Source organism: Streptomyces sp. DH10 (genome assembly GCF_029813805.1).
Classification (GTDB): Bacteria; Actinomycetota; Actinomycetes; order Streptomycetales; family Streptomycetaceae; genus Streptomyces; species Streptomyces coeruleofuscus.
The window spans coordinates 48,542-67,714 of record NZ_JARVKU010000010.1 but is presented as its reverse complement, the minus strand read 5'-3'; the positions used below and the strand labels follow the sequence as shown (position 1 = coordinate 67,714).

18 protein-coding genes and 3 pseudogenes are annotated in these 19,173 nt (G+C 71.0%); 10 read left to right on the top strand and 11 right to left on the bottom strand.

Annotation, left to right across the window (positions count from 1 at the left end; translation table 11 throughout):
• The first annotated feature begins 6 nt into the window (after positions 1-6).
• Both QC385_RS21485 and QC385_RS21480 read left to right on the top strand, forming a co-directional pair.
• The gene (locus QC385_RS21485) at positions 7-2,016 is read left to right on the top strand and encodes a dipeptide/oligopeptide/nickel ABC transporter permease/ATP-binding protein (protein ID WP_279542924.1); all 2,010 of its coding nucleotides are present in this window, start codon (positions 7-9) and stop codon (positions 2,014-2,016) included.
• Positions 2,009-3,010, top strand: coding sequence for an ABC transporter ATP-binding protein (locus QC385_RS21480; RefSeq protein WP_279542923.1), 1,002 nt, complete (start codon positions 2,009-2,011; stop codon positions 3,008-3,010). Before QC385_RS21485 ends, QC385_RS21480 begins: the two co-directional genes overlap by 8 nt.
• Before the next feature lie 103 nt (positions 3,011-3,113).
• Here QC385_RS21480 and QC385_RS21475 read toward each other — a convergent pair whose 3' ends face one another.
• Both QC385_RS21475 and QC385_RS21470 read right to left on the bottom strand, forming a co-directional pair.
• Positions 3,114-3,287, bottom strand: a complete 174-nt coding sequence (locus QC385_RS21475; RefSeq protein WP_279542922.1) for a CsbD family protein — start codon at positions 3,285-3,287, stop codon at positions 3,114-3,116.
• 81 nt (positions 3,288-3,368) lie between these two features.
• Positions 3,369-3,702 (bottom strand): annotated as a pseudogene (locus tag QC385_RS21470) (FMN-dependent NADH-azoreductase); the annotation flags it as partial.
• A 6-nt stretch (positions 3,703-3,708) separates the two neighbouring features.
• On the opposite strand from QC385_RS21470, the gene QC385_RS21465 reads away from it, so the two are divergent.
• Positions 3,709-3,900, top strand: a complete 192-nt coding sequence (locus QC385_RS21465; RefSeq protein WP_279542921.1) for a hypothetical protein — start codon at positions 3,709-3,711, stop codon at positions 3,898-3,900.
• 8 nt (positions 3,901-3,908) lie between these two features.
• Here QC385_RS21465 and QC385_RS21460 read toward each other — a convergent pair whose 3' ends face one another.
• The 3 genes and pseudogenes from QC385_RS21460 to QC385_RS21445 form a co-directional block, all read right to left on the bottom strand.
• Complete coding sequence (locus QC385_RS21460; protein ID WP_279542920.1) at positions 3,909-5,591, bottom strand: hypothetical protein; 1,683 nt, start codon at positions 5,589-5,591, stop codon at positions 3,909-3,911.
• Positions 5,592-5,739: 148 nt separating this feature from the next.
• Positions 5,740-6,439 (bottom strand): annotated as a pseudogene (locus QC385_RS44280) (MBL fold metallo-hydrolase).
• Positions 6,439-6,918, bottom strand: a pseudogene (locus QC385_RS21445) (zinc-binding dehydrogenase); the annotation flags it as partial. The pseudogenes QC385_RS21445 and QC385_RS44280, both read right to left, overlap by 1 nt.
• Before the next feature lie 199 nt (positions 6,919-7,117).
• Here QC385_RS21445 and QC385_RS21440 point away from each other — a divergent pair.
• Positions 7,118-7,945, top strand: a complete 828-nt coding sequence (locus QC385_RS21440) for an SAM-dependent methyltransferase (protein WP_279542919.1) — start codon at positions 7,118-7,120, stop codon at positions 7,943-7,945.
• A 51-nt stretch (positions 7,946-7,996) separates the two neighbouring features.
• Here QC385_RS21440 and QC385_RS21435 read toward each other — a convergent pair whose 3' ends face one another.
• Both QC385_RS21435 and QC385_RS21430 read right to left on the bottom strand, forming a co-directional pair.
• The gene (locus tag QC385_RS21435) at positions 7,997-8,911 is read right to left on the bottom strand and encodes a helix-turn-helix domain-containing protein (protein ID WP_279542918.1); all 915 of its coding nucleotides are present in this window, start codon (positions 8,909-8,911) and stop codon (positions 7,997-7,999) included.
• A gap of 125 nt (positions 8,912-9,036) precedes the next feature.
• Complete coding sequence (locus QC385_RS21430) at positions 9,037-9,267, bottom strand: DUF397 domain-containing protein (RefSeq protein WP_279543137.1); 231 nt, start codon at positions 9,265-9,267, stop codon at positions 9,037-9,039.
• 271 nt (positions 9,268-9,538) lie between these two features.
• Here QC385_RS21430 and QC385_RS21425 point away from each other — a divergent pair, with 271 nt between their 5' ends.
• The 6 genes from QC385_RS21425 to QC385_RS21400 all read left to right on the top strand — a co-directional run bounded on the left by QC385_RS21425 (position 9,539) and on the right by QC385_RS21400 (position 16,709).
• On the top strand, positions 9,539-10,027 hold the full coding sequence (locus QC385_RS21425; RefSeq protein WP_443032964.1) for an ATP-binding protein: 489 nt from the start codon (positions 9,539-9,541) through the stop codon (positions 10,025-10,027).
• A gap of 28 nt (positions 10,028-10,055) precedes the next feature.
• The gene (locus QC385_RS21420) at positions 10,056-10,601 is read left to right on the top strand and encodes a hypothetical protein (RefSeq protein WP_279542916.1); all 546 of its coding nucleotides are present in this window, start codon (positions 10,056-10,058) and stop codon (positions 10,599-10,601) included.
• 163 nt (positions 10,602-10,764) lie between these two features.
• On the top strand, positions 10,765-13,500 hold the full coding sequence (locus tag QC385_RS21415) for a SpoIIE family protein phosphatase/ATP-binding protein (protein ID WP_279542915.1): 2,736 nt from the start codon (positions 10,765-10,767) through the stop codon (positions 13,498-13,500).
• Between the two features lie 128 nt (positions 13,501-13,628).
• Positions 13,629-14,993, top strand: coding sequence for an FAD-dependent oxidoreductase (locus QC385_RS21410; protein ID WP_279542914.1), 1,365 nt, complete (start codon positions 13,629-13,631; stop codon positions 14,991-14,993).
• Between the two features lie 144 nt (positions 14,994-15,137).
• The gene (locus QC385_RS21405) at positions 15,138-15,632 is read left to right on the top strand and encodes a lamin tail domain-containing protein (protein ID WP_279542913.1); all 495 of its coding nucleotides are present in this window, start codon (positions 15,138-15,140) and stop codon (positions 15,630-15,632) included.
• A 96-nt stretch (positions 15,633-15,728) separates the two neighbouring features.
• The gene (locus QC385_RS21400; protein ID WP_279542912.1) at positions 15,729-16,709 is read left to right on the top strand and encodes an alpha/beta fold hydrolase; all 981 of its coding nucleotides are present in this window, start codon (positions 15,729-15,731) and stop codon (positions 16,707-16,709) included.
• A gap of 80 nt (positions 16,710-16,789) precedes the next feature.
• Here QC385_RS21400 and QC385_RS21395 read toward each other — a convergent pair whose 3' ends face one another.
• The 4 genes from QC385_RS21395 to QC385_RS21380 form a co-directional block, all read right to left on the bottom strand.
• A complete protein-coding gene (locus QC385_RS21395) occupies positions 16,790-17,164 on the bottom strand; it encodes a hypothetical protein (protein ID WP_279542911.1) in 375 nt (124 codons plus the stop codon).
• Between the two features lie 85 nt (positions 17,165-17,249).
• Complete coding sequence (locus QC385_RS21390) at positions 17,250-17,771, bottom strand: roadblock/LC7 domain-containing protein (protein WP_279542909.1); 522 nt, start codon at positions 17,769-17,771, stop codon at positions 17,250-17,252.
• A gap of 38 nt (positions 17,772-17,809) precedes the next feature.
• A complete protein-coding gene (locus tag QC385_RS21385; RefSeq protein WP_279542908.1) occupies positions 17,810-18,643 on the bottom strand; it encodes a hypothetical protein in 834 nt (277 codons plus the stop codon).
• Positions 18,640-19,044 (bottom strand): hypothetical protein, encoded by a 405-nt coding sequence (locus tag QC385_RS21380; protein WP_279542907.1) that lies wholly within the window; start codon positions 19,042-19,044, stop codon positions 18,640-18,642. Before QC385_RS21380 ends, QC385_RS21385 begins: the two co-directional genes overlap by 4 nt.
• Positions 19,045-19,173: the final 129 nt, after the last annotated feature.

Below are 19,173 nucleotides of genomic sequence, written 5' to 3'. Positions count from 1 at the left end.
CGGGACATGCTTCAGAAAGCCACACCCGAGGCGGGCGCCACGACCGTACGGCGCCGGTGGTTCACCCTGCTGCTCCGGGACCGGTTCGCCTGCGCGGCGGCCCTCGTCCTGGTCGTGGTCGCGCTGGGCGCCGTCCTGGGACCGCTGCTGGCCGAGGACCTGGCGACCCGTCAGAACCTGCGCGCCCCCGGCCGGCCGCCCTTCACTCTCGACCACGGCTGGGCCTTCGTCCTCGGCAGCGACTCCCTCGGCCGGCCCGTCGCCGCGCGGCTGCTGACCGCGGCCGGGACGACACTGGCCGTGGCGGTGCCGGCCGTGCTGTGCTCGCTGGTGATCGGCTCGGTGTGGGGCATGTGGGCGGGGTATCACGGCGGTTGGCGCGAGAGCGTGTCGCTGCGGGTGGCAGACGTGATCCTCAGCTTCCCCTCCCTGCTGCTGGCCGTGGTGGTGCTGTACGTCTTCTCGCCGAGTGCGGCGAGCATCGTGCTGGTGCTGGCAGTCGCCCGGATCCCCGTGTATCTGCGCACGGCCCGGGCCGAGGCGGCGGAGCTGCGCAGCCGGCTGTTCGTGGACGCGGCCCGTACGTTCGGCACCGGCGGTTGGGCGACCATACGGCGGCATGTCGCGCCGAGTGTGCTGCCGACGCTGCTCACCGTCGCCGCGCTCGACTTCTGCTTCGTGATGCTGGCGGAGTCGTCGCTGAGCTTCCTGGGCATCGGCATCCAACCGCCTGACGTGAGCTGGGGGTTGATGGTGGCCCAGGGGCGGCAGGAGTTGCAGAGCGCGTGGTGGATCGCGTTCTTCCCGGGGCTCGCGATCGTCCTGACGACCGTCTCGGCGACCGCCCTCGCCTCCTGGGCCCGGATGACGACCGACCCGGGGCAGCGGTGGCGGGAGGGCGTTCGGCGCAGTGGGTGGCGTGCCCGCCTGTCGCGCAGCGCGAGCGCGGACCCGGCAGCGCGTGATCGTGCCGACGCCGAGCCGGACACGACCGCCGCTCCGGACGGCAGCCGTCCCGCCGGCACCGAACGGCCCACTGCGGCCGACGTCCTGGTCGTGGAGGGCCTGTCCGTCGACGTCCACACCCCGGCCGGGCCCGTCCACGTCGTCCGCCGGGTCGGCTTCTCCGTACGGTCGGGCGAGACGCTGGCGCTGCTGGGCGAGTCGGGCTGCGGCAAGAGCATGACCGCGCACGCCGTCGCCGGTCTGCTCGACCCGGTGGCGGAGGTGGTGGGCGGGCAGGTGCGCCTCGACGGCGAGGACCTGCTCGGTCTCGGGGCACGGGCCAGACGCCGGCTGGCCGGCCCCGGTGTGGCCATGGTCTTCCAGGACGCGCTCAGCGCGCTCAACCCCGTCCTCACGGTCGGCACCCAGCTCGCCGAGCCGTTCCGCATCCACGAGGGCCTGTCCCGGCGCGCGGCGAAGGCCAGGGCGGTGGAGCTGATGGAACGGGTGGGCATTCCCGAGGCCCGCTCCCGGGCGGACGCGTATCCGCACCAGTTCTCGGGAGGGATGCGTCAGCGCCTGCTGATCGCGACGGCGGTCGCCCTGCGGCCGAGGGTCCTGATCGCCGACGAGCCCACGACGGCACTGGACGTCACCGTGCAGGCGCAGATCATGGACCTCCTGCGCGAATTGCGCGGCGAACAGCGGACGGCGCTCGTCCTCATCACGCACGACCTCGGGCTCGCCGCCGAGCACGCGGACCGGGTCGCCGTCATGTACGCGGGGACGGTGGTGGAGACGGGGCCGGTCGCCGAGGTGTTCGGCAAACCTCATCACCCCTACACCCGGGGCCTGTTGGCGTCGGTACCGGCCGAGCAGCACCGGGGCTCCAGGCTGAGCTCCATCCCGGGGAGCCCGCCGGACCCCGGTGCGGTGCCGGCCGGCTGTGCCTTCCGTACGCGCTGTCCCATGGCCCGGGAGCGTTGTGCCACCCATCGTCCGGCGCTAACCGGCACCGCGGCCGGCCGGGCCGCCGCCTGCCACTTCGGGAAGGAGCTGGCCGATGCCTGACCACGGGCCACTGCTGGAGGCCACCGGTCTGGCCAAGACCTTCACGGTCCGGCGAACCGTGCGAGGCGGCACCCGGCTGCGAGCACTGGACGGAGTGGACCTGACCCTGGGCCGCGGCGAAACCCTGGGCCTGGTCGGCGAGTCCGGCTGCGGCAAGTCCACCCTGGCCAGGGTCCTCCTGCGGCTGGAACGGCCCGACGCGGGCACCGTGCGGTACGAGGGTGTCGACCCCTTCGCGTTGTCGGGTGCGGAGCTGCTCGCCTGGCGCCGGAAGGTGCAGATGGTGTTCCAGGACCCGTTCGGCTCGCTCAACCCCCGTCTGTGCGCGGCCGATCTGATCGGCGAGCCGTGGCTGACCCACCGCGGCCTCGTACCCGCGTCGAAGCGGGCGGCCCGCGTGGCCGAGCTGCTGGAGATGGTCGGCCTGCGCGCGTCGGACGCGAGCCGTCACCCGCACGAGTTCTCCGGAGGACAGCGGCAGCGGATCGGGATCGCCCGCGCCCTGGCGCTGGAGCCGGAGGTGATCGTCTGCGACGAGCCCGTCTCCGCGCTGGACCTGTCGGTGCAGGCGCAGGTGCTCAACCTCCTGTGCGACCTGCGGGACGAACTGGGACTGTCGTACGTGTTCATCTCGCACGACCTGTCGGTGGTGCGGCACCTCGCCGACCGGGTCGCCGTGATGTACCTGGGCAAGATCATGGAGACGGGCCCGACGGAGGAGGTCTACGGGCGGCCGCGCCACCCGTACACGGAGGCGCTGCTGTCGGCGGCCCCCTCCCCCGTGTCCGGCGGCGGACGCGAACGGCAGCGCATCCTGCTCACCGGCGAGATCCCCTCCCCGGCCGACCCGCCGTCCGGATGCCGCTTCCGGACCCGGTGCCGGCAGGTACGGGACCGGTGCGCCGAGGAGGTCCCCGCACCACCGCCCGGTGCGCCGCGCCACGGTGCGGCATGCCACTTCCCTCTGGAGGAGACACCCGCGGTCAGGGTTTGAGATGCGACTGGTGTGTCGCGGGATGGGGCACCCCGAGGTCGCCGACGGGTGCGTGAAGAGGGGCCCTGCCTCCGCGGCAGGGCCCCTCTTCACGCAGCGCTCGTCAGTGCTTGAAAACGTCCTTGGCCTTCTCCTTGGCCTGCCGCGCGTCGCCCTTCGACTGCTTCGTCCGGCCCTCGGCCTCCAGCCGCTCGTTACCCACCGCCCGGCCGACCGTCTCCTTGGCCTTTCCCTTGGCCTGCTCGGCTTTCGCCTTGGCCTTCTTCTCTCCAGCCACGATTCGTTCACTCCCAGCCGTGTCCGACGTCGGGGTCACGGTCCGGGTGGCCTCTGAGCGCCAGTCCAAACATGCCGGGCGTCAGGCGGCCAGGCGCTCGGCGACTTCCTTGGCCTTGGCGGCGGCGTCCTGGTGGGCTCGCTCGCGGGAGGCCTCGAAGAGCGGCACCAGCTCGGCCATCGCCGGGTTGGGCGGAGCCATGGTGAGCTCCGGGACGGTACTCGTATCCCTCGCGGGGCGTGCCCGGCGCGTAGAAGCCGCCACGGCCGGCGACGATGGTGACCGGGATACCCTTGGCCGACTGCGTCTCGCCCGCCGTGCGGCCCATCAGCACGACGTGGTCCGGCCTGGGCCAAGACCCATCTGCCGGAAGGCTCACCGTGCACGACGGCGACGCGCACCTGAGGGCCCCGGCGATGCCATGACCGGAACCGCCGGCACCCTGCCTCAGGCCAGGAGTTCGCGCACCAGCACCCCACACCACCACTGCTCCACCCGGTCGGGCGACCACCCGCTGCTCGGCCTCACCGGCTGGCTGATGTGGGTGGTGTGGCTCGTCGTGTACGGCGTCGCCCTGATGCGTCGGGCACCGCAGTCGCCAACGGGGCGTTGACCGGCGGGTCAGTGGCAGCACCCGTCGGCCGCCCGGGGGCCGCCCGCGGTGTCCAGGCGGCAGAAGCACGACGCCTGGATCGGGACGTCGGCCAGCGCCGTCGCCATCTTCAACTGCTGGGCCACGAGAGCCGCCTCGGCGGTCTTGCCCGTCCGGAGCAGGCACTCGTGGAAGCCGTGCAGGGACCACACGTTGCCGGGGTGCTGGAGGGGGCGGGGCAGGGTGGCGTCGAGGCCGAGGTCCGCGCGGTAGACCGCCTCGGCCTCCGTCACCCGGCCCTGTTCCAGCAGCAGGGCGCCGTAGGCGTGGCGGGTGGGCTGCATCCAGCCCCAGGGCTCGTCGTAGGGGAGGCCGTCGTCCAGCTCGATGGAGCGTTCCAGGGCGGCGAAGGCGAGGTCGTGGTTGCCCTTGCGGTATTCGAGCTCGCCGTCCAGCATGGCCGCCGCGACGGCGAGGATGTCGCGGCAGGTGTTGTTGAACAGCGTCCGCGACTCGGGCACCCGGCCCACCGCCGCGCGGAACAGCTCGCGCTCGGCCTCCGCCCGGCCGACCTCGCCGGTGGCCGAGAGGGCGACACCCCGGGCGTAGTGCCGCATGGCGGTGGTCACCGAGTACAGCTCCGGGTCGGCCGGGACCGGCAGGGCGAGGATGTCGGCCCAGCGGCCGAAGCGGATCAGTACGTGGACGCGCATGGCCAGGAAGCCCTCGAGCCAGTCGGCCATCGGGGGGCTCTGTACGCGGAGCAGCTCTTCGGGGATGGCGGCTTCGAGCTGGGCGGCGGTGTCGAGGGCGACCTGTGCCTGGCCGAGGAACATGGCCCCGTAGATCTTGAAGTGGTAGTTGTGCGCCCGGTAGAGGGTGTAGAAGTTCATCGCGCCGGCCCGGCGGCGGAACTTCTCGTCGGCGGCGATCGCGGCGCTGTTGGCCGCGACGACCTGGCGATAGTCCCCGCACAGGACGTCGAGGTGGGAGGGCATGTGGAGCAGGTGCCCGGCATCGGGGACGATGCCGCGCAGCCGGTCGGCGACGGTGAGGGCCTGCTCCGGTGTCGGGGACATCTCCATCAGGTGGATGTACAGGTGCAGGACCCCGGGGTGCCGGGCGCCCGCGTCGGTCCCGAGCGCGCCTTCCAGCACGGCCCTGGCCTCCGAGGTCCGTGCGCCCTCGGCCGGCTGCCCGGTGGTCAGGTCCCATAGCTGCCAGGGGGTGAGGTTCATCAGCGCGTCGGCGTGCAGGGTGGCGATGTCCGGGTCGTCGGGCGCCAGTTCGTAGACCGCGCGCATCGCGTCCGCGTAGGGCTCGTTCCACACCGAGCAGTCCTCGACGGCCTCCGATTGGGGGTACCTGGCCCGCAGCGCGCCGATCAGGGCCTGCTCGACGGGGGTGGCCCGGACGGCTTTCTCATGGGCCCGTTCCACGGCGGCGTGCGTACGCTCCACCGTCCGCGCCAGTTCCTCGCCTTCGAAGAATTCCCAGGGCTTGTTGTAGTTCGGGCCCAGCGCGTAGGCGATGCCCCAATACGCCATGGCGCACTCGGGATCGGCCTCGGTCGCCTTTTCGAAGCAGACGACGGCTTCCTCGTGATGAAAGGCGTACGTCCACACCAGGCCACGGTCGAACCAGAGTTGAGCCTCAGCGGAGGAGGTGGTGACGGGACGGCTGTGCGGGCCGAGGTCGTAATAATCGCCCATGGGTTTCTCCTGGGAAAGCGTCCGGGAGCCGTGAGAATAGCGGTTGCGGACGCGCCCTCGATCACCGATGAATTCTCGTATCTCCAGATTAGCGCGTTTCGCATTTCGACAGAGTGCGCCGATGCTGCTTTCCCCCCGGGATCCACCGTCAGTGGCCGCGCTCGATCCATGAGCCGAGGTGCGGAGCTTTGGCCCCGATGGTGGTGCTGCCTCCGTGGCCGGTCCGCACGCTGGTGTCCGGTGGCAAGGTCAGCAGGAGGTCGCGTATCGACCGGATGATCGTCGGGAAGTGCGAGTACGAACGTCCTGTTGCCCCGGGGCCGCCCTGGAAGAGGGTGTCTCCGGTGCAGACCGTGGTCAGATCCTCGGAGTACAGGCAGACACTGCCGGGCGTGTGACCGGGCTGTGTCTCCGGTGCAGACCGTGGTCAGATCCTCGGAGTACAGGCAGACACTGCCGGGCGTGTGACCGGGCGTGTGCACGATCTTGAGTTCCGTCGACGCGACGGTGAGGCGGCGGCCGTCCGAGAGGTAGCCGTCGGGGGCACGGTCGGGATGGGTGTGTTTCCACAGCAGCCGGTCGTCCAGGTGCAGGAAGACAGGTGCGCCGGTGCGGTCGGCGAGGGCGGGCGCGGCGTCGATGTGGTCGTTGTGGGCATGGGTGCACACGATGGCCGTCAGCCGTCGGTCGCCGACCGCCTCGGCGATGGCGTCGGCGTCATGGGCGGCGTCGATGACGATCACCTCATGGTCGTCGCCCACGATCCACACGTTGTTGTCCACCTCCCAGCTGCAGCCGTCCAGGCTGAAAGTGCCGGAGGTGACGAGGTGTTCGATGCGCGCGCTCATCACAGCACCACGACCGAACGCAGCACGTCACCGTGGTGCATCCGCTCGAATGCCTTCTCCATGCCGTCCAGTTGGATGGTCTCGGTGACGAACTTGTCCAACGGCAGGCGGCCTTGCAGGTGCAGATCGACCAACATCGGGAAGTCCCGGCTCGGTAGGCAGTCGCCGTACCAGGACGACTTCAGCGCCCCTCCCCGGCCGAACACGTCCAGCAGCGGCAGCTCCAGCTTCATCTCCGGCGTCGGCACACCCACCAGCACGAACGTGCCGGCCAGATCGCGGGCGTAGAAAGCCTGCTGGTACGTCTCCGGCCGGCCCACCGCCTCGATCACCACGTCCGCGCCGAAGCCGCCGGTCAGCTCACGGATCGCCTCCACCGGGTCACCCTCGCGCGAGTTGACCGTGTGCGTGGCGCCCATCTCGCGTGCGGTGGCCAGCTTGCGGTCGTCGATGTCCACCGCGATGATCCTGGACGCGCCCCCGCCGTGACCACAGAAGCCCCCGGTGACGCTCAGTACACAAGAGGGGCACAGGGGGCACACGGTGTCGCGGGGGACGATCAGCCGGTCGTTCGATCGTGGGCACCTTCGCACTGGGCTGGCAGCGGCCAACTCCCGCTCCCTAGGATGTACTTCCTGTCCAGCCAGTCCGTTGGCACGGCACCACGCAGGGGGAACGATGCAGCCCGAGAAGCAGTTGTCCACCGAGATCGACGCGAACGTGCCGACGGCAGCGCGTATGTACGACTACTACCTGGGCGGCAAGGACAACTACGCGGCCGACCGTGCCGCGTGCGAGGAACTCGACAAGGTCGTGCCCAGCACGCGCCGCCTGGCCCTGAACAACCGGCGCTTCCTCCAGCGGGTCGTGCGGACCCTCTCCGAGGAGTACGGCATCCGGCAGTACCTCGACCACGGATCAGGCCTGCCGACGCAGGACAACGTGCACCAGGTCGCCCAGCGCATCGACCCCACGACCCACGTGGTGTACGTCGACAACGACCCGATGGTGCTGGTCCACGGCCGCGCGCTGCTGGAGCAGGACGAGCGCACGAGCGTCATCCACGCGGACATGCGCGAGACCGACCTGATCTTCGACCACCCCGACACCCAGCGGCTGATCGACTTCTCCGAGCCGGTGTGCGTGCTCTTCAACTCGGTGTTCCACTGCATTCCGGACAGCGACACCGACGGGCCGATCGCGGTGGCCCGCCGGGTGCGGGAACGGCTCGCCCCCGGCAGTTTCATGGTGATGTGCCAGCTCGTCAGCGAGGACCCCGAGGTCCGTGACTTCGTCACGAACTTCATGGACCAGGCGACGCAGGGGCACTGGGGCCGCGTGCGCGAGGAGAAGGACGTCGCCGGGTACTTCGAGGGTCTGGAGATCCTGGAGCCGGGGCTGGTGGAGGTGTCCACGTGGCGTCCGGACACCGAGGTGGCGCCCCGTCAGCTCACCCAGGAGTGGATCGAGTTCGGCGGCGTGGGGCGGATTCCCCTGGAGAAGTGACTCAGGTGCCTCGCGCGGGAGGCGGCTCGTCCCGCGCGAGGCACTCGCACGTCACGCGTAGCGCTGCTCCATCGTGGTGCGCAGCAGTTCCAGGGACTCACGGGGCGTGAGCGCCTCGTCGGCGAGGCGGTCCAGCGCGACCCGGTACTCCTCCGTCTCGTCGAGGTCCTCCAGGAAGTTCGCGCTCTTGATGTGCTCCAGGTAGACCACGTCGGGGAGATCGAGACCGCCGAAGCGCAGGTACGTGACCGGGATGGCGGGCGCCGAGGCGTTCGTGACGTTCAGCGGGACGATCTGCAAGGTCACGTTGGGGCGTTCGGCCATCTCGACGAGGTGCGCGAGCTGCTCCCGCATCACCTCGGTGCTGCCCAGGACGCGCAGCAGCACGGACTCGTCGATGACCGCCCACAGCTGCGGGGCGTCCGGCCGGAACAGCAACCGCGCCCGGTGCCGGCGGAGTTCGACACGCCGTTCCACCTCGCCGGCCGGCGCGTTCGGCAGGCCCCGCTCCACCACGGCCTTGGTGTAGGCGGGTGTCTGCAAGAGGCCGGGCACGTACTGGATCTCGAAGGTACGGATCGTGGCGGCGGCTTCCTGGAGTCCGACCAGCCGGTCGAACCACTCGGGCATCAGCCGCTTGTCGTACCGTTGCCACCAGCCCGGCTCGCCGGCGCGCTGCAACAGCTTGAGCAGCACCGAGGCCTCGTAGTCGTCGGTGCCGTACAGCCGGAGCAGCGCGCGGACGTCGTTCTCCGTCGGCGGGCGGCGGCCCTTGCCGGACTCGATGCGGGACAGTTTCGCGGCACTGAAGCCGACAGCGCGCGCCGCCTGGTCCTGGGCGAGCCCGGCGTCCTCACGGAAGCCTGCCAGCTGTACACCGACCAGCATCTTCAGCAGAGTCGGCGCCGGCTCGGGCCTGTCCAGATAGGGTTCCAGACGGGAGATGCGATGCGACGCGGCGGACATCCTGACTCCCAGCAGACCGGCACAAGGGCGATTTACACTATCGCACCCCGCCGGGCGCCCCGCATCCCCCGGAGAAGCCCCACCAAGTGGGGAGTTGAGCTCCACATCACCACGGCGTACGCGCTTCACAGCAGGTGGTCGAACTCGCCGTCCTTCGCCCCGGCCACGAACGCCGCCACCTCCGCCGCCGTGTAGACGAGCGCGGGCCCGTCGGGGTCACGGGAGTTGCGCATCGCGATCCCGCCGTCGACCAGAGGGGCGACTTCGACGCAGTTGCCCTCGGCGTTGCTGTGCCGGCTCTTGATCCAGCAGGCCTCCAACGAGCTTGCCTGCACTCCGTTCTGCACTGGTGGCACCGCGGTCTCCTCGCTGTTCTCGTTCACGTCCCGGCTCGTGTACCCAACACGGCTTGATTGTCACGCAATTTCTCGTGCAATTGCACGGGAGCGCCGTCAGCGTGGATAATAGCTGCGGCGTCAACCCCCGTGCTGGCGCCGTGACCTGACCTCGCATCGGGGAGATGCCGTGTCATCAGCTGCGCAGCACGTGCTCCGGCCGCCTAGTGAGGCTGCGGCGCACGCAGGCGCGCCCGGCACGAGCACCGGATTCCCGCCCGGCCCGCCCTCGGTGACGTCGTACGAGACGACGCCGTTCGGGACCCCGCCCCCGATGCCGGAGACGGTGCCGCGGCCCTCCGGTGCCCTGACCGCCTCGGCCGCCCTGCGCGTCGAGTGCAGCAGGGAGGGGTTCGCGCGTGTCCGGTCCTTCACCCGCGACACGCTGCACGTCTGGTCGCTCGGCCACCGCTACGACGACACGACGCTCGTCGTCACCGAGCTCGCCGCCAACGCCGCGACCCACGCGGCACCGGCGGCGGGCGTGCCGGGTGTGCCGGAGATCCGGCTCGGATTCCTTTTGGACCCCACCCATCTGCTGGTCACCGTCTCCGACCCCGACGACCACCCGCCCGTGTACGCGCCCGCCGGCTCCGCCTTGGAGGAGCACGGCAGGGGCCTGTGCCTCGTCGCCGCCCTGTCCGAGGAATGGGGCTGGACCCCCTTCCCTCCGGCGGGCAAGACGGTCTGGGCCAGGTTGTCGACCTGTCCACCCATCTGACACGACTGCCGCGGAAAGGCCTCACGCCATGCGCAGCGCTTCGACGGACCCCCCGAGCAGCGAGCGCCCACAGCGCCCCGACGCCCCCTCCGGGGTGGCCGGGAACACGCCGCTCACGGCCCTGGACCGCGTGCCCTGGAGCGAGATCCAGGACTCCACCGGTTCGGCGGCCGCCATTCCCCTCCTGCTCAACGGCATCGCCTGGGGTGACGCCGACACCGCCCGCTCCGCGCTCGCCGACCTGCGGAAGCGGATCTGCCAGTTCGGCTTCGTCGTGGAGCAGGCGACGGCCGCCACGGTTCCCTTCCTGTGGGAGCTGGCCAAGCTGCCGCAGGTGACCTGCCGCGCTCAGATCATCCGGCTGCTCAAGAGCATCGCCGAAGCCCGGCAGTGGGAGAGCACCGCGGCCGTCTATCCGAAGCTGATGAACCGCCGGGAGAACCCGGTGGTGTGGGAGCGTGCGGCGCGCCAGGCGGTGCGGGCCCGGCGCGGTGAGCTCGGCCGGCTGATGGCGGACGAGGACACGGAGATCGCCCGGGCCACGACCGAACTCGCCCGTTCGCTGGCCACCTGAGGCCGCGGGACCTCCCGGAGGGTCCGCCGTCCGTGCCCGGTCGGGGGCGGACACCGTACGCGGGTGTCCCGGGCGCCGGGAGACGTGACGATACGGTGAGGACCCCCTGTCACCATGGGTGATGCCCCTCGCCTCGCGCGGCCGGGCAGTGTAGACATGGCACATGGTCCGACTCTTGGGTCGATCCGGGACTCGATCGCCCCTGCGGCCCGGCGCTGCGCCGTCCGAACGGCAGCGGCGGGAGGCGGGCCCGTCACGGTGGCATCCGGTGGCGGGACTGCGGTCGGTGCTGGGCGGACGCAGTGTCGCCCGGCAGGTGTTCCTGCTCGTCGTGGTGATCGTGCTGCTGCTGGTGGTGGCGGCTGTTGTGGCGCTGGTGCTTCAAGTGCGGCACGACACGACCCAGGAGGCCCGCAACCGTTCGCTCGCCGTCGCGGAGACCTTCGCCAACGCGCCCGGCATGATCGAGGCGCTGGAGAGTCCCGACCCCACGGCGGTGCTCCAGCCGCGTGCCGAGGCCGCCCGTGAGCAGTCGAAGGTCGACTTCATCGTCGTCATGAACACCGACGGGATCCGCTACACCCACCCCAAGCCGGACCGCATCGGGAAGAAGTTCGTCGGGACGCTCGAGCCCGCGCTGGCCGGCAGGCCGGTGACCGAGCAGATCACCGGCACGATCGGCCCCCTCGTGCAGGCCGTGGTCCCGGTGAAGGCTCCGGACGGCGAGGTCGTCGGCCTGGTGTCGGCCGGGATCACCACCGCCAACGTCGGTGGCACCGCCGACCGTCAGCTGCCGCTCGTACTGTCCGCCGCGGCGGTGGCGCTCATCCTGGCGACGGCGGGCGCCGCGCTGGTGAGCAGGCGGCTGATGCGCCAGACCCACGGGCTCGGGCCGCACGAGATGACCCGGATGTACGAACACCACGACGCCGTGCTGCACGCCGTGCGCGAGGGCGTGCTCATCGTCGACGACGGGGGCACCCTGCTGCTCGCCAACGACGAGGCGCACCGTCTGCTCGGACTGCCCGCCGACGCCGAGGGCCGGCACGTGCTCAGCCTGGGTCTCGACCCGGGCACCGCCGAGCTGCTGGCCTCCGGGCGCGTCGCCACGGACGAGGTGCACCGCGTCGGGGACCGGCTCCTCGCCGTGAACCAGCGCACCACGGACCGTGCGGGCGTCCCGCCCGGCAGTGTCGCCACGCTCCGCGACTCCACCGAGCTGCGTGCCCTCTCCGGCCGGGCCGAGACCGCGCGGGAACGGCTCAACATGCTGTACGACGCCGGGGTGGGCATCGGGACGAGCCTGGACGTGACGCGTACGGCCGAGGAGCTGACCGAGCTGGCGGTGCCCCGGTTCGCCGACTTCGCCACCGTGGACCTGTTCGACGCCGTGCTGGGCGGCGGGCAGCCCGACGCGGCGGCCGCGCTCAGCCGTACGGCGCTCAGCGGGATCCGCAAGGACGCTCCCCTCTACCCCGTCGGCGAGCGGATCAGGTTCGTCGAGTCCTCTCCGCAGGGCCGCAGTCTCGGCACCGGCCGGCCCGTTCTGGAAGCCCGGCTGGGCAAGGCCGCCGGCTGGCAGGCACAGGATTCCGAGCGCTCCGCCCAGATCGTGGAGTACGGCATCCACTCCCTGATCACCGTGCCGCTGCGGGCGGGCTCCCTGGTGCTGGGCGTGGTCAGCTTCTGGCGCTGCGAGAAGCCGGAGCCCTTCGACACGGACGAGCTGGCCCTGGCGGAGGAGCTGGTCGCCCGGGCCGCCGTCTCCATCGACAACGCGCGCCGCTACACCCGCGAGCACAGCATGGCGGTGACGCTCCAGCGCAGCCTGCTCCCCCGGAACCTGCCCGAGCAGGACGCCCTGGAGATCGCCTACCGTTATCTGCCCGCGCAGGCCGGGGTGGGCGGCGACTGGTTCGACGTGCTGCCGCTGTCGGGGGCCCGGGTCGCGCTCGTGGTCGGAGACGTCGTCGGGCACGGGCTGCACGCCGCGGCCACCATGGGGCGGCTGCGCACCGCCGTGCACAACTTCTCCGCGCTCGACCTCCCGCCCGACGAACTCATCGCCCTGCTCGACGAGCTGGTCGGCCGCATCGACCAGGACGAGACGGAGGAGGACGGCAGCGCCCCGGTCACCGGCGCGACCTGTCTGTACGCCGTGTACGACCCGGTCACCCGGCGCTGCACCCTCGCCCGTGCCGGGCATCCCCCGCCGGCGCTGATCCATCCCGACGGCAGTGTCGAGTTCCCCGACGTACCCGCCGGTCCCCCGCTCGGGCTCGGCGGTCTGCCGTTCGAGACGGCGGAGCTTCAGCTGGCGGAGGGCAGCCGGCTCGTCCTTTACACCGACGGGCTGGTCGAGGACCGGGAGCGGGACATCGACGTCGGTTTCGACATGCTGCGGGAGGCATTGAGCCGGGCCGGCCAGTCCCCCGAGGACACCTGCCGGACCGTCCTCGACGCGCGGCTCACGGCCCGCTCCAGCGACGACATCGCCCTGCTCGTCGCGCGCACCCGGGCACTCACCGCCGACCATGTCGCCGAGTGGCCGGTGCCGGCCGACCCGGCGGCCGTGGGCGAGGTGCGGGCGGCGGTCACCCGGCAGCTGGCCGAGTGGGGACTGGACGAGCTGTCGTTCACCACCGAGCTGATCCTGAGCGAGCTGGTCACCAACGCGCTCCGGTACGGCGACGGCCCCATCCACGTCCGGGTGCTGCGCGACCGCAACCTGATCTGCGAGGTGTTCGACAGCAGCAGCACATCGCCGCACCTGCGGTACGCGACGATGACGGACGAGGGCGGACGGGGGCTGTTCCTGGTCGCACAGCTCGCCGAGCGATGGGGGACGCGCTATCTGCCCGCCGGGAAGGTGATCTGGGCGGAGCAGCCCCTGCCATAAGGGCCACCGGGGAGTACCCATAAAGTAGCCTTATGAGCTCATAGACCGGACCCGCGTACCAACTTAGGCATGCCTCAGTTTAGGCTTCACGGCGAGATCGCTTGTCGCCGCTCGAAGGGAACCTGACCATGCCCCGCCCCCTGCGGGTAGCCATCGTCGGATCCGGCCCCGCCGGGATCTACGCCGCCGACGCCCTGCTCAAGTCCGAGGTGGCCGCCGAACCCGGCGTGTCCATCGACATCTTCGAGCGCATGCCGGCGCCGTTCGGACTGATCCGTTACGGCGTGGCGCCCGACCACCCGCGGATCAAGGGCATCATCACGGCCCTGCACCAGGTCCTCGACAAGCCCCAGATCCGGCTCTTCGGCAACGTGGACTACGGCACCGACATCAGCCTGGACGACCTGCGCGCGTTCTACGACGGCGTGATCTTCGCCACCGGCGCCATGGCCGACCGATCGATGTCCATCCCGGGCATCGACCTCGACGGCTCGTACGGCGCCGCGGACTTCGTCTCCTGGTACGACGGCCACCCGGACGTGCCGCGCACCTGGCCGCTGGAGGCGGAGAAGGTCGCCGTGCTCGGCGTCGGCAACGTCGCGCTCGACGTCGCGCGCGTCCTGGCCAAGACCGCGGACGAGTTGCTCCCGACGGAGATCCCGGCGAACGTCTACGAGGGTCTGAAGGCCAACCGGGCCAAGGAGATCCACGTGTTCGGCCGCCGCGGCCCGGCCCAGGCGAAGTTCAGCCCGATGGAGCTGCGGGAGCTGGACCACTCCCCCAACATCGAGGTCATCGTCGACCCCGAGGACATCGACTACGACGAGGGCTCGATCGCGACCCGGCGCGGCAACAAGCAGGCCGACATGGTCGCCAAGACCCTGGAGAACTGGGCGATCCGCGACACCGGCGACCGGCCCCACAAGCTCTTCCTGCACTTCTTCGAGTCGCCGGTCGAGATCCTCGGCGAGGACGGCAAGGTCGTCGGACTGCGCACCGAGCGCACGGAACTCGACGGCACGGGCAACGTCAAGGGCACCAGCACGTTCAAGACCTGGGACGTCGGCGCGGTCTACCGTGCGGTGGGCTACCTGTCCGACAAACTCCCCAAGCTGCCCTGGGACATCGACTCCGGCACCGTCCCCGACGAGGGCGGACGGGTCATGCAGGAGACCGGCGAACCCCTCCAGTCCACGTACGTCACCGGCTGGATCCGGCGCGGCCCCGTGGGCCTCATCGGCCACACCAAGGGCGACGCGAACGAGACGGTGGCCAACCTGCTGGACGACTACGCGAACGGCCGGCTGCACACGCCCGCCACTCCCGCCCCCGAGGCCCTGGACGCGTTCCTCGCCGAGCGGAACGTCCGCTTCACGACCTGGGACGGCTGGTACAAGCTGGACGCCGCGGAGAAGGCGCTGGGCGAGCCCGAGGGCCGCGAGCGCGTGAAGATCGTCGAGCGTGAGGACATGCTGCGGGCGAGCGGCGCCTGACGTCCAATACACCCTGCGGGCGGGTCCGGTGGCGATGTCACCGGACCCGCCCTTATGCGTGCTTGAACCGTGTACAATCCGGATGCTTCACCAAACCATCACATGGCCTTCATCAGAAGGTCACGCAAGGGGGGACGAACGTCCATGCGTATACGCCTTGTCGCCACCACGGCCGCCGCTGCCGGAGCCCTGGCCGCCCTGACGGCGGTTCCGGCCCATGCCGCCGAGTACAACTCCGCGCTGAAGATCCGCGGGATCCAGTACGACGCTCCCGGGAGCGACTCCAACCGCTGCTCGACGGGGAACACCGACGAGGAGTACCTGACGATCAAGAACTACTCGCGGTCGACGACCGTGAACCTCAAGGGCTACGTGGTCAAGGACGCCGCGGGGAACAAGTTCACCTTCACCGCGAGCCACACCCTTCAGCCGGGTGACTACGTGAAGCTGCGCGGCGGCAACGGGACCGACTCCGACGCCGGCAACGTCGTCTACCGCGACAACTGCAACTTCATGTGGAACAACGACAAGGACACGATCTACGTGTACAAGCCGTCCGGCAGCCGTGCCGACGTGCACTCGTACACCAAGAGCGGCTCCGACAAGGACGGCAACGGGTACATCACGTACCACGGCTGAGCCTTTTGCCGAACCGGCAACGGGCTTCGCGTGCGGCGCGGCGGACGCCGGATGATCGGTGGACCGAGCACCTTTCTCCGGACCGCAGGAGGATCCATGTCGCAGACGTCCGCCGGCGACCGCACGCACCGCCTCGTCCCTTCACCGGCCGGCCGCGTCCACCTCGTCGAGCAGGGTGACGGGCCGCTGGTCCTGCTGCTCCACGGGTTCCCCGAGACCTGGTACGCATGGCGTCATCAGCTGCCTGCCCTGGCAGCAGCGGGCTATCGCGCGGTGGCCGTCGATGTCCGCGGCTACGGGCGCTCGTCCCGGCCGGCGGCGGTGGACGCGTACCGGATGGTCGAGCTGGTGGAGGACAACGTCGCCGTGGTGGAGGCGCTGGGCGAGCGGTCCGCGGTGGTCGTCGGGCACGACTGGGGCGCGACGATCGCCGCGACGTCCGCGCTGGTCCGGCCCGAGGTGTTCCGCGCGGTGGGGCTGCTGAGCGTGCCCTACACGCCGCCCGGCGGCCCCAGGCCCAGTGAGGTCTTCGCGCGGATGGGCGGCGAGGAGGAGTTCTACGTCTCCTACTTCCAGCGGCCCGGCCGGGCCGAAGCGGAGATCGAGCCCGACGTGCGCGGCTGGCTCGCGGGTTTCTACGCCGCCCTGTCCGCCGACACGATGCCCGAAGCCGGTCCGCACTTCGTCGCCCGCGGAGGGACGCTGCGCGACCGGTTCCCCGTCGGTCGCCTGCCGGGCTGGCTGAGCGAGGCCGACCTGGACGTCTTCGCCGGGGAGTTCGAACGCACCGGGATGACCGGCGCCCTGAACCGCTACCGGAACATGGACCGGGACTGGCAGGACCTGGCGGACTTCGCCGGCGCCCCCGTCACACAGCCGTCGCTGTTCATCGGCGGCGCCCTGGACGCGTCCACGACCTGGCTCGCCGACGCGATCGAGGCGTATCCGGCCACCCTGCCCGGACTGACGGCTTCTCACATCCTCGACGGCTGCGGCCACTTCCTCCAGCAGGAACGCCCCGCGGAGACCAACCGGCTCCTGACCGACTGGCTCTCCGGTCTGCCCGGGGTCAAGTGATCCTCGTAGGCTGGCTGTCCGGCGTGCCGGGGCCCTCCGCGACGTGTCCGTGGCGGAGGGCTCCCGTCCGTGGTGCCGGCTCAGACCTCCAGGTCGTTCTCGATCCGGCGGAGCTGGTGGCGGGCCATCGCCAGGTTCGCGCGGCTCGCGTCGAGCACGAGGTAGAGGAACAGTCCGCTGCCTCCGCGCCCCCTGAGCAGGCGGATGAGGTGGTACTGGGAGTTCAGGGTGATCAGGATGTCCTCGATCTCCTCCTTCAGACCCAGGAGTTCCATGGTGCGCAGCTTGGCGCGTACGACATCGGTGTTGCCGGCGGCGGCGACTTCCAGGTTGAAGTCCTTGGTGCCGCCCAGGGTGCCGAGCGCCATGCCGCTGGTGTAGTCGACGAGTGCCGCGGCCGTCGCTCCGTCGATGGAGCTCAGGCATTCCTTCAGTGCGGTCTCGGTGTTGGCCATGCGGGTGGTTCCTTTCCTTCGGTGTTTCCTCGTTCGCGGATTCTTCGGTCAGGAGGTTCGGGAGGGTCGGGAGGGGACGGAAGCTTCAGATGCCGGTCTGCGGGCGCGGCTGGTGGGTGGGCCGCTGCGGCAGGCGGACCGGGAGGGTGCCGATGGGACGGGCCGTGGCCGGGGGCGCCGCCGCGAGGTGTTCGGCGGGCACGGGCCGGTCGGCGTGGCGGCCGGTGCCAGGTCCGACGTGGGTGGCCACCAGGTCCGCGATCCGGGCGCCGCTGCGCCGGCCCTCCAGGTGGAGGCGGCCGACGTTGACGCGGTCCTCGGCGAGGAGGGTCAGGACGGCGGTCGCCCCGGCCGCGTAGGTGGCGACGTAGCCTCCGGAGCCGCGCACCAGCAGCTCGCGGAAGTCGCCGCGCGCTGCGGCGTCGGTCATGCGGTGGGCGACGCCGAGGGCGGCCGCGGTGAGCGCCGCGAGTCCCTCCGGTTCCGTGTCCGGGGCGTCGTGGGCGAGGACGAGTCCGTCGACGGTGGCCGCGAGCGAACCGGTCAGCCGGGGTATGCGGGTGCGCAGCCGACGCAGTTCGTCGAGGACGTCGGTCTCGACGGCCATGAGCAGTCTCCTTTCGGCACGCTGTCGTCGCGCGCGGATCACAGTGCCTCCAAGGCGTGCAGGAGCCGTCGCAGCAGTGCGGTGTCGGGCTCGTCCGGTGCCGTGGGACGAGGGGCGGGGCCCGGCTCGGCGGGCACTGGGGCGGGAGCGGGGGCAGGCGGAGGGTCCGGAGCTGAGGCGGGGACAGCGGCTGGGGTTTTGGGGACGACCAGCCCGGCGGCGGCCAGGCGGCGGAGTTCGACGAGGGTGTGGAAGGTGCGGCAGGCGAGGGCGGTGGCGATCTGGGCGGCGGTGCGGACGCCGTCGACCTGGGCGAGGGTGCGGCTGCGGCGGGACGGCAGATCCGCCGGGCCGGTGCCGGGGACGCGGGCGAGCGGGGCGAGGTCGATGGTGGGTTCGGGCCATATGCGGTGCAGCAGTTCACGGCGGCGTCTCGACTCCCGCAGGACGCTGTCCACCGGTACCGCACGGACCGCGCCCAGCCAGTGCGAGACTCCGGGGCGGAAGCGGAGCACCGGTCCGTCGTGGGCGAGGACGAAGTACGCCGCGTCGAAGAGGGCGCCCAGGTGGCACAGTTCGAGCGCGCCGGCGGCGAGGTGTCCGCTGTCCACCAGCTGACGGCCGACGCGGCAGCGGCGGCCGGCCTGGTCGATGGCCTCCCACCAGCCGTCCGGGGCGAGCGCGCCGCTGTGCGTGAGCAGATCGCCGACGTCGGGGGTGAGGGCGGATTCGACATGGACGACGTGTCCCGTGGCGAGGTAGACGATCCCCGCCTCGGTGGACACGGCGCCGCTCGCGCCCTGCGCGGCGAGGGTGCCGAGCAGGGCCGAGGCCGGTTCGTCCGTGCGTGCGGTCCGGGTCGGCGTGATCATCCGAGCACCAGTCTGTCCGCCATCTCGGCCAGCCGGATGCGGGCCAGGGCGAGGTTTCCCTCGGCTCGGTCGAGCCATAAGTGCAGGAACACGGTGCTGTCGAAGGTCGTGGTGACGAACCTCAGCAGGTGGTACGAGTCGGTGTTCGTGATGATCAGGTCCTGTACGGGTGGTTCCTTGCCGGACGCTGTGTCCACGTCGCCGCCGGCCGGGGCGAGCGCGCCGCTCTCCGTGGCGAGGCGGGCGAGTTCGGCGGTCTCTGCGGCCGCCGCCTCCAGGTCGCCGCCCGGCGCGTCACCCACCGCGCCCAGGGCGAGACCACTGATCCAGTCGACCACCGCCGCCCCTCGCGCACCGGGCAGCCGCATGGCTTCCAGCAGACTCTCGTCAATTCCGGGCACGCCGAATCCCCCTCCCCTGCACGGCCGTTCCCGCGAACGTGAGCACGACACTACGGAAAGTACTCGGCCCAGGTGAAGGCTTTGGCATTTTCCAAATGAATGTGCAGTGGAGCAGACAAGGGTGCGTAC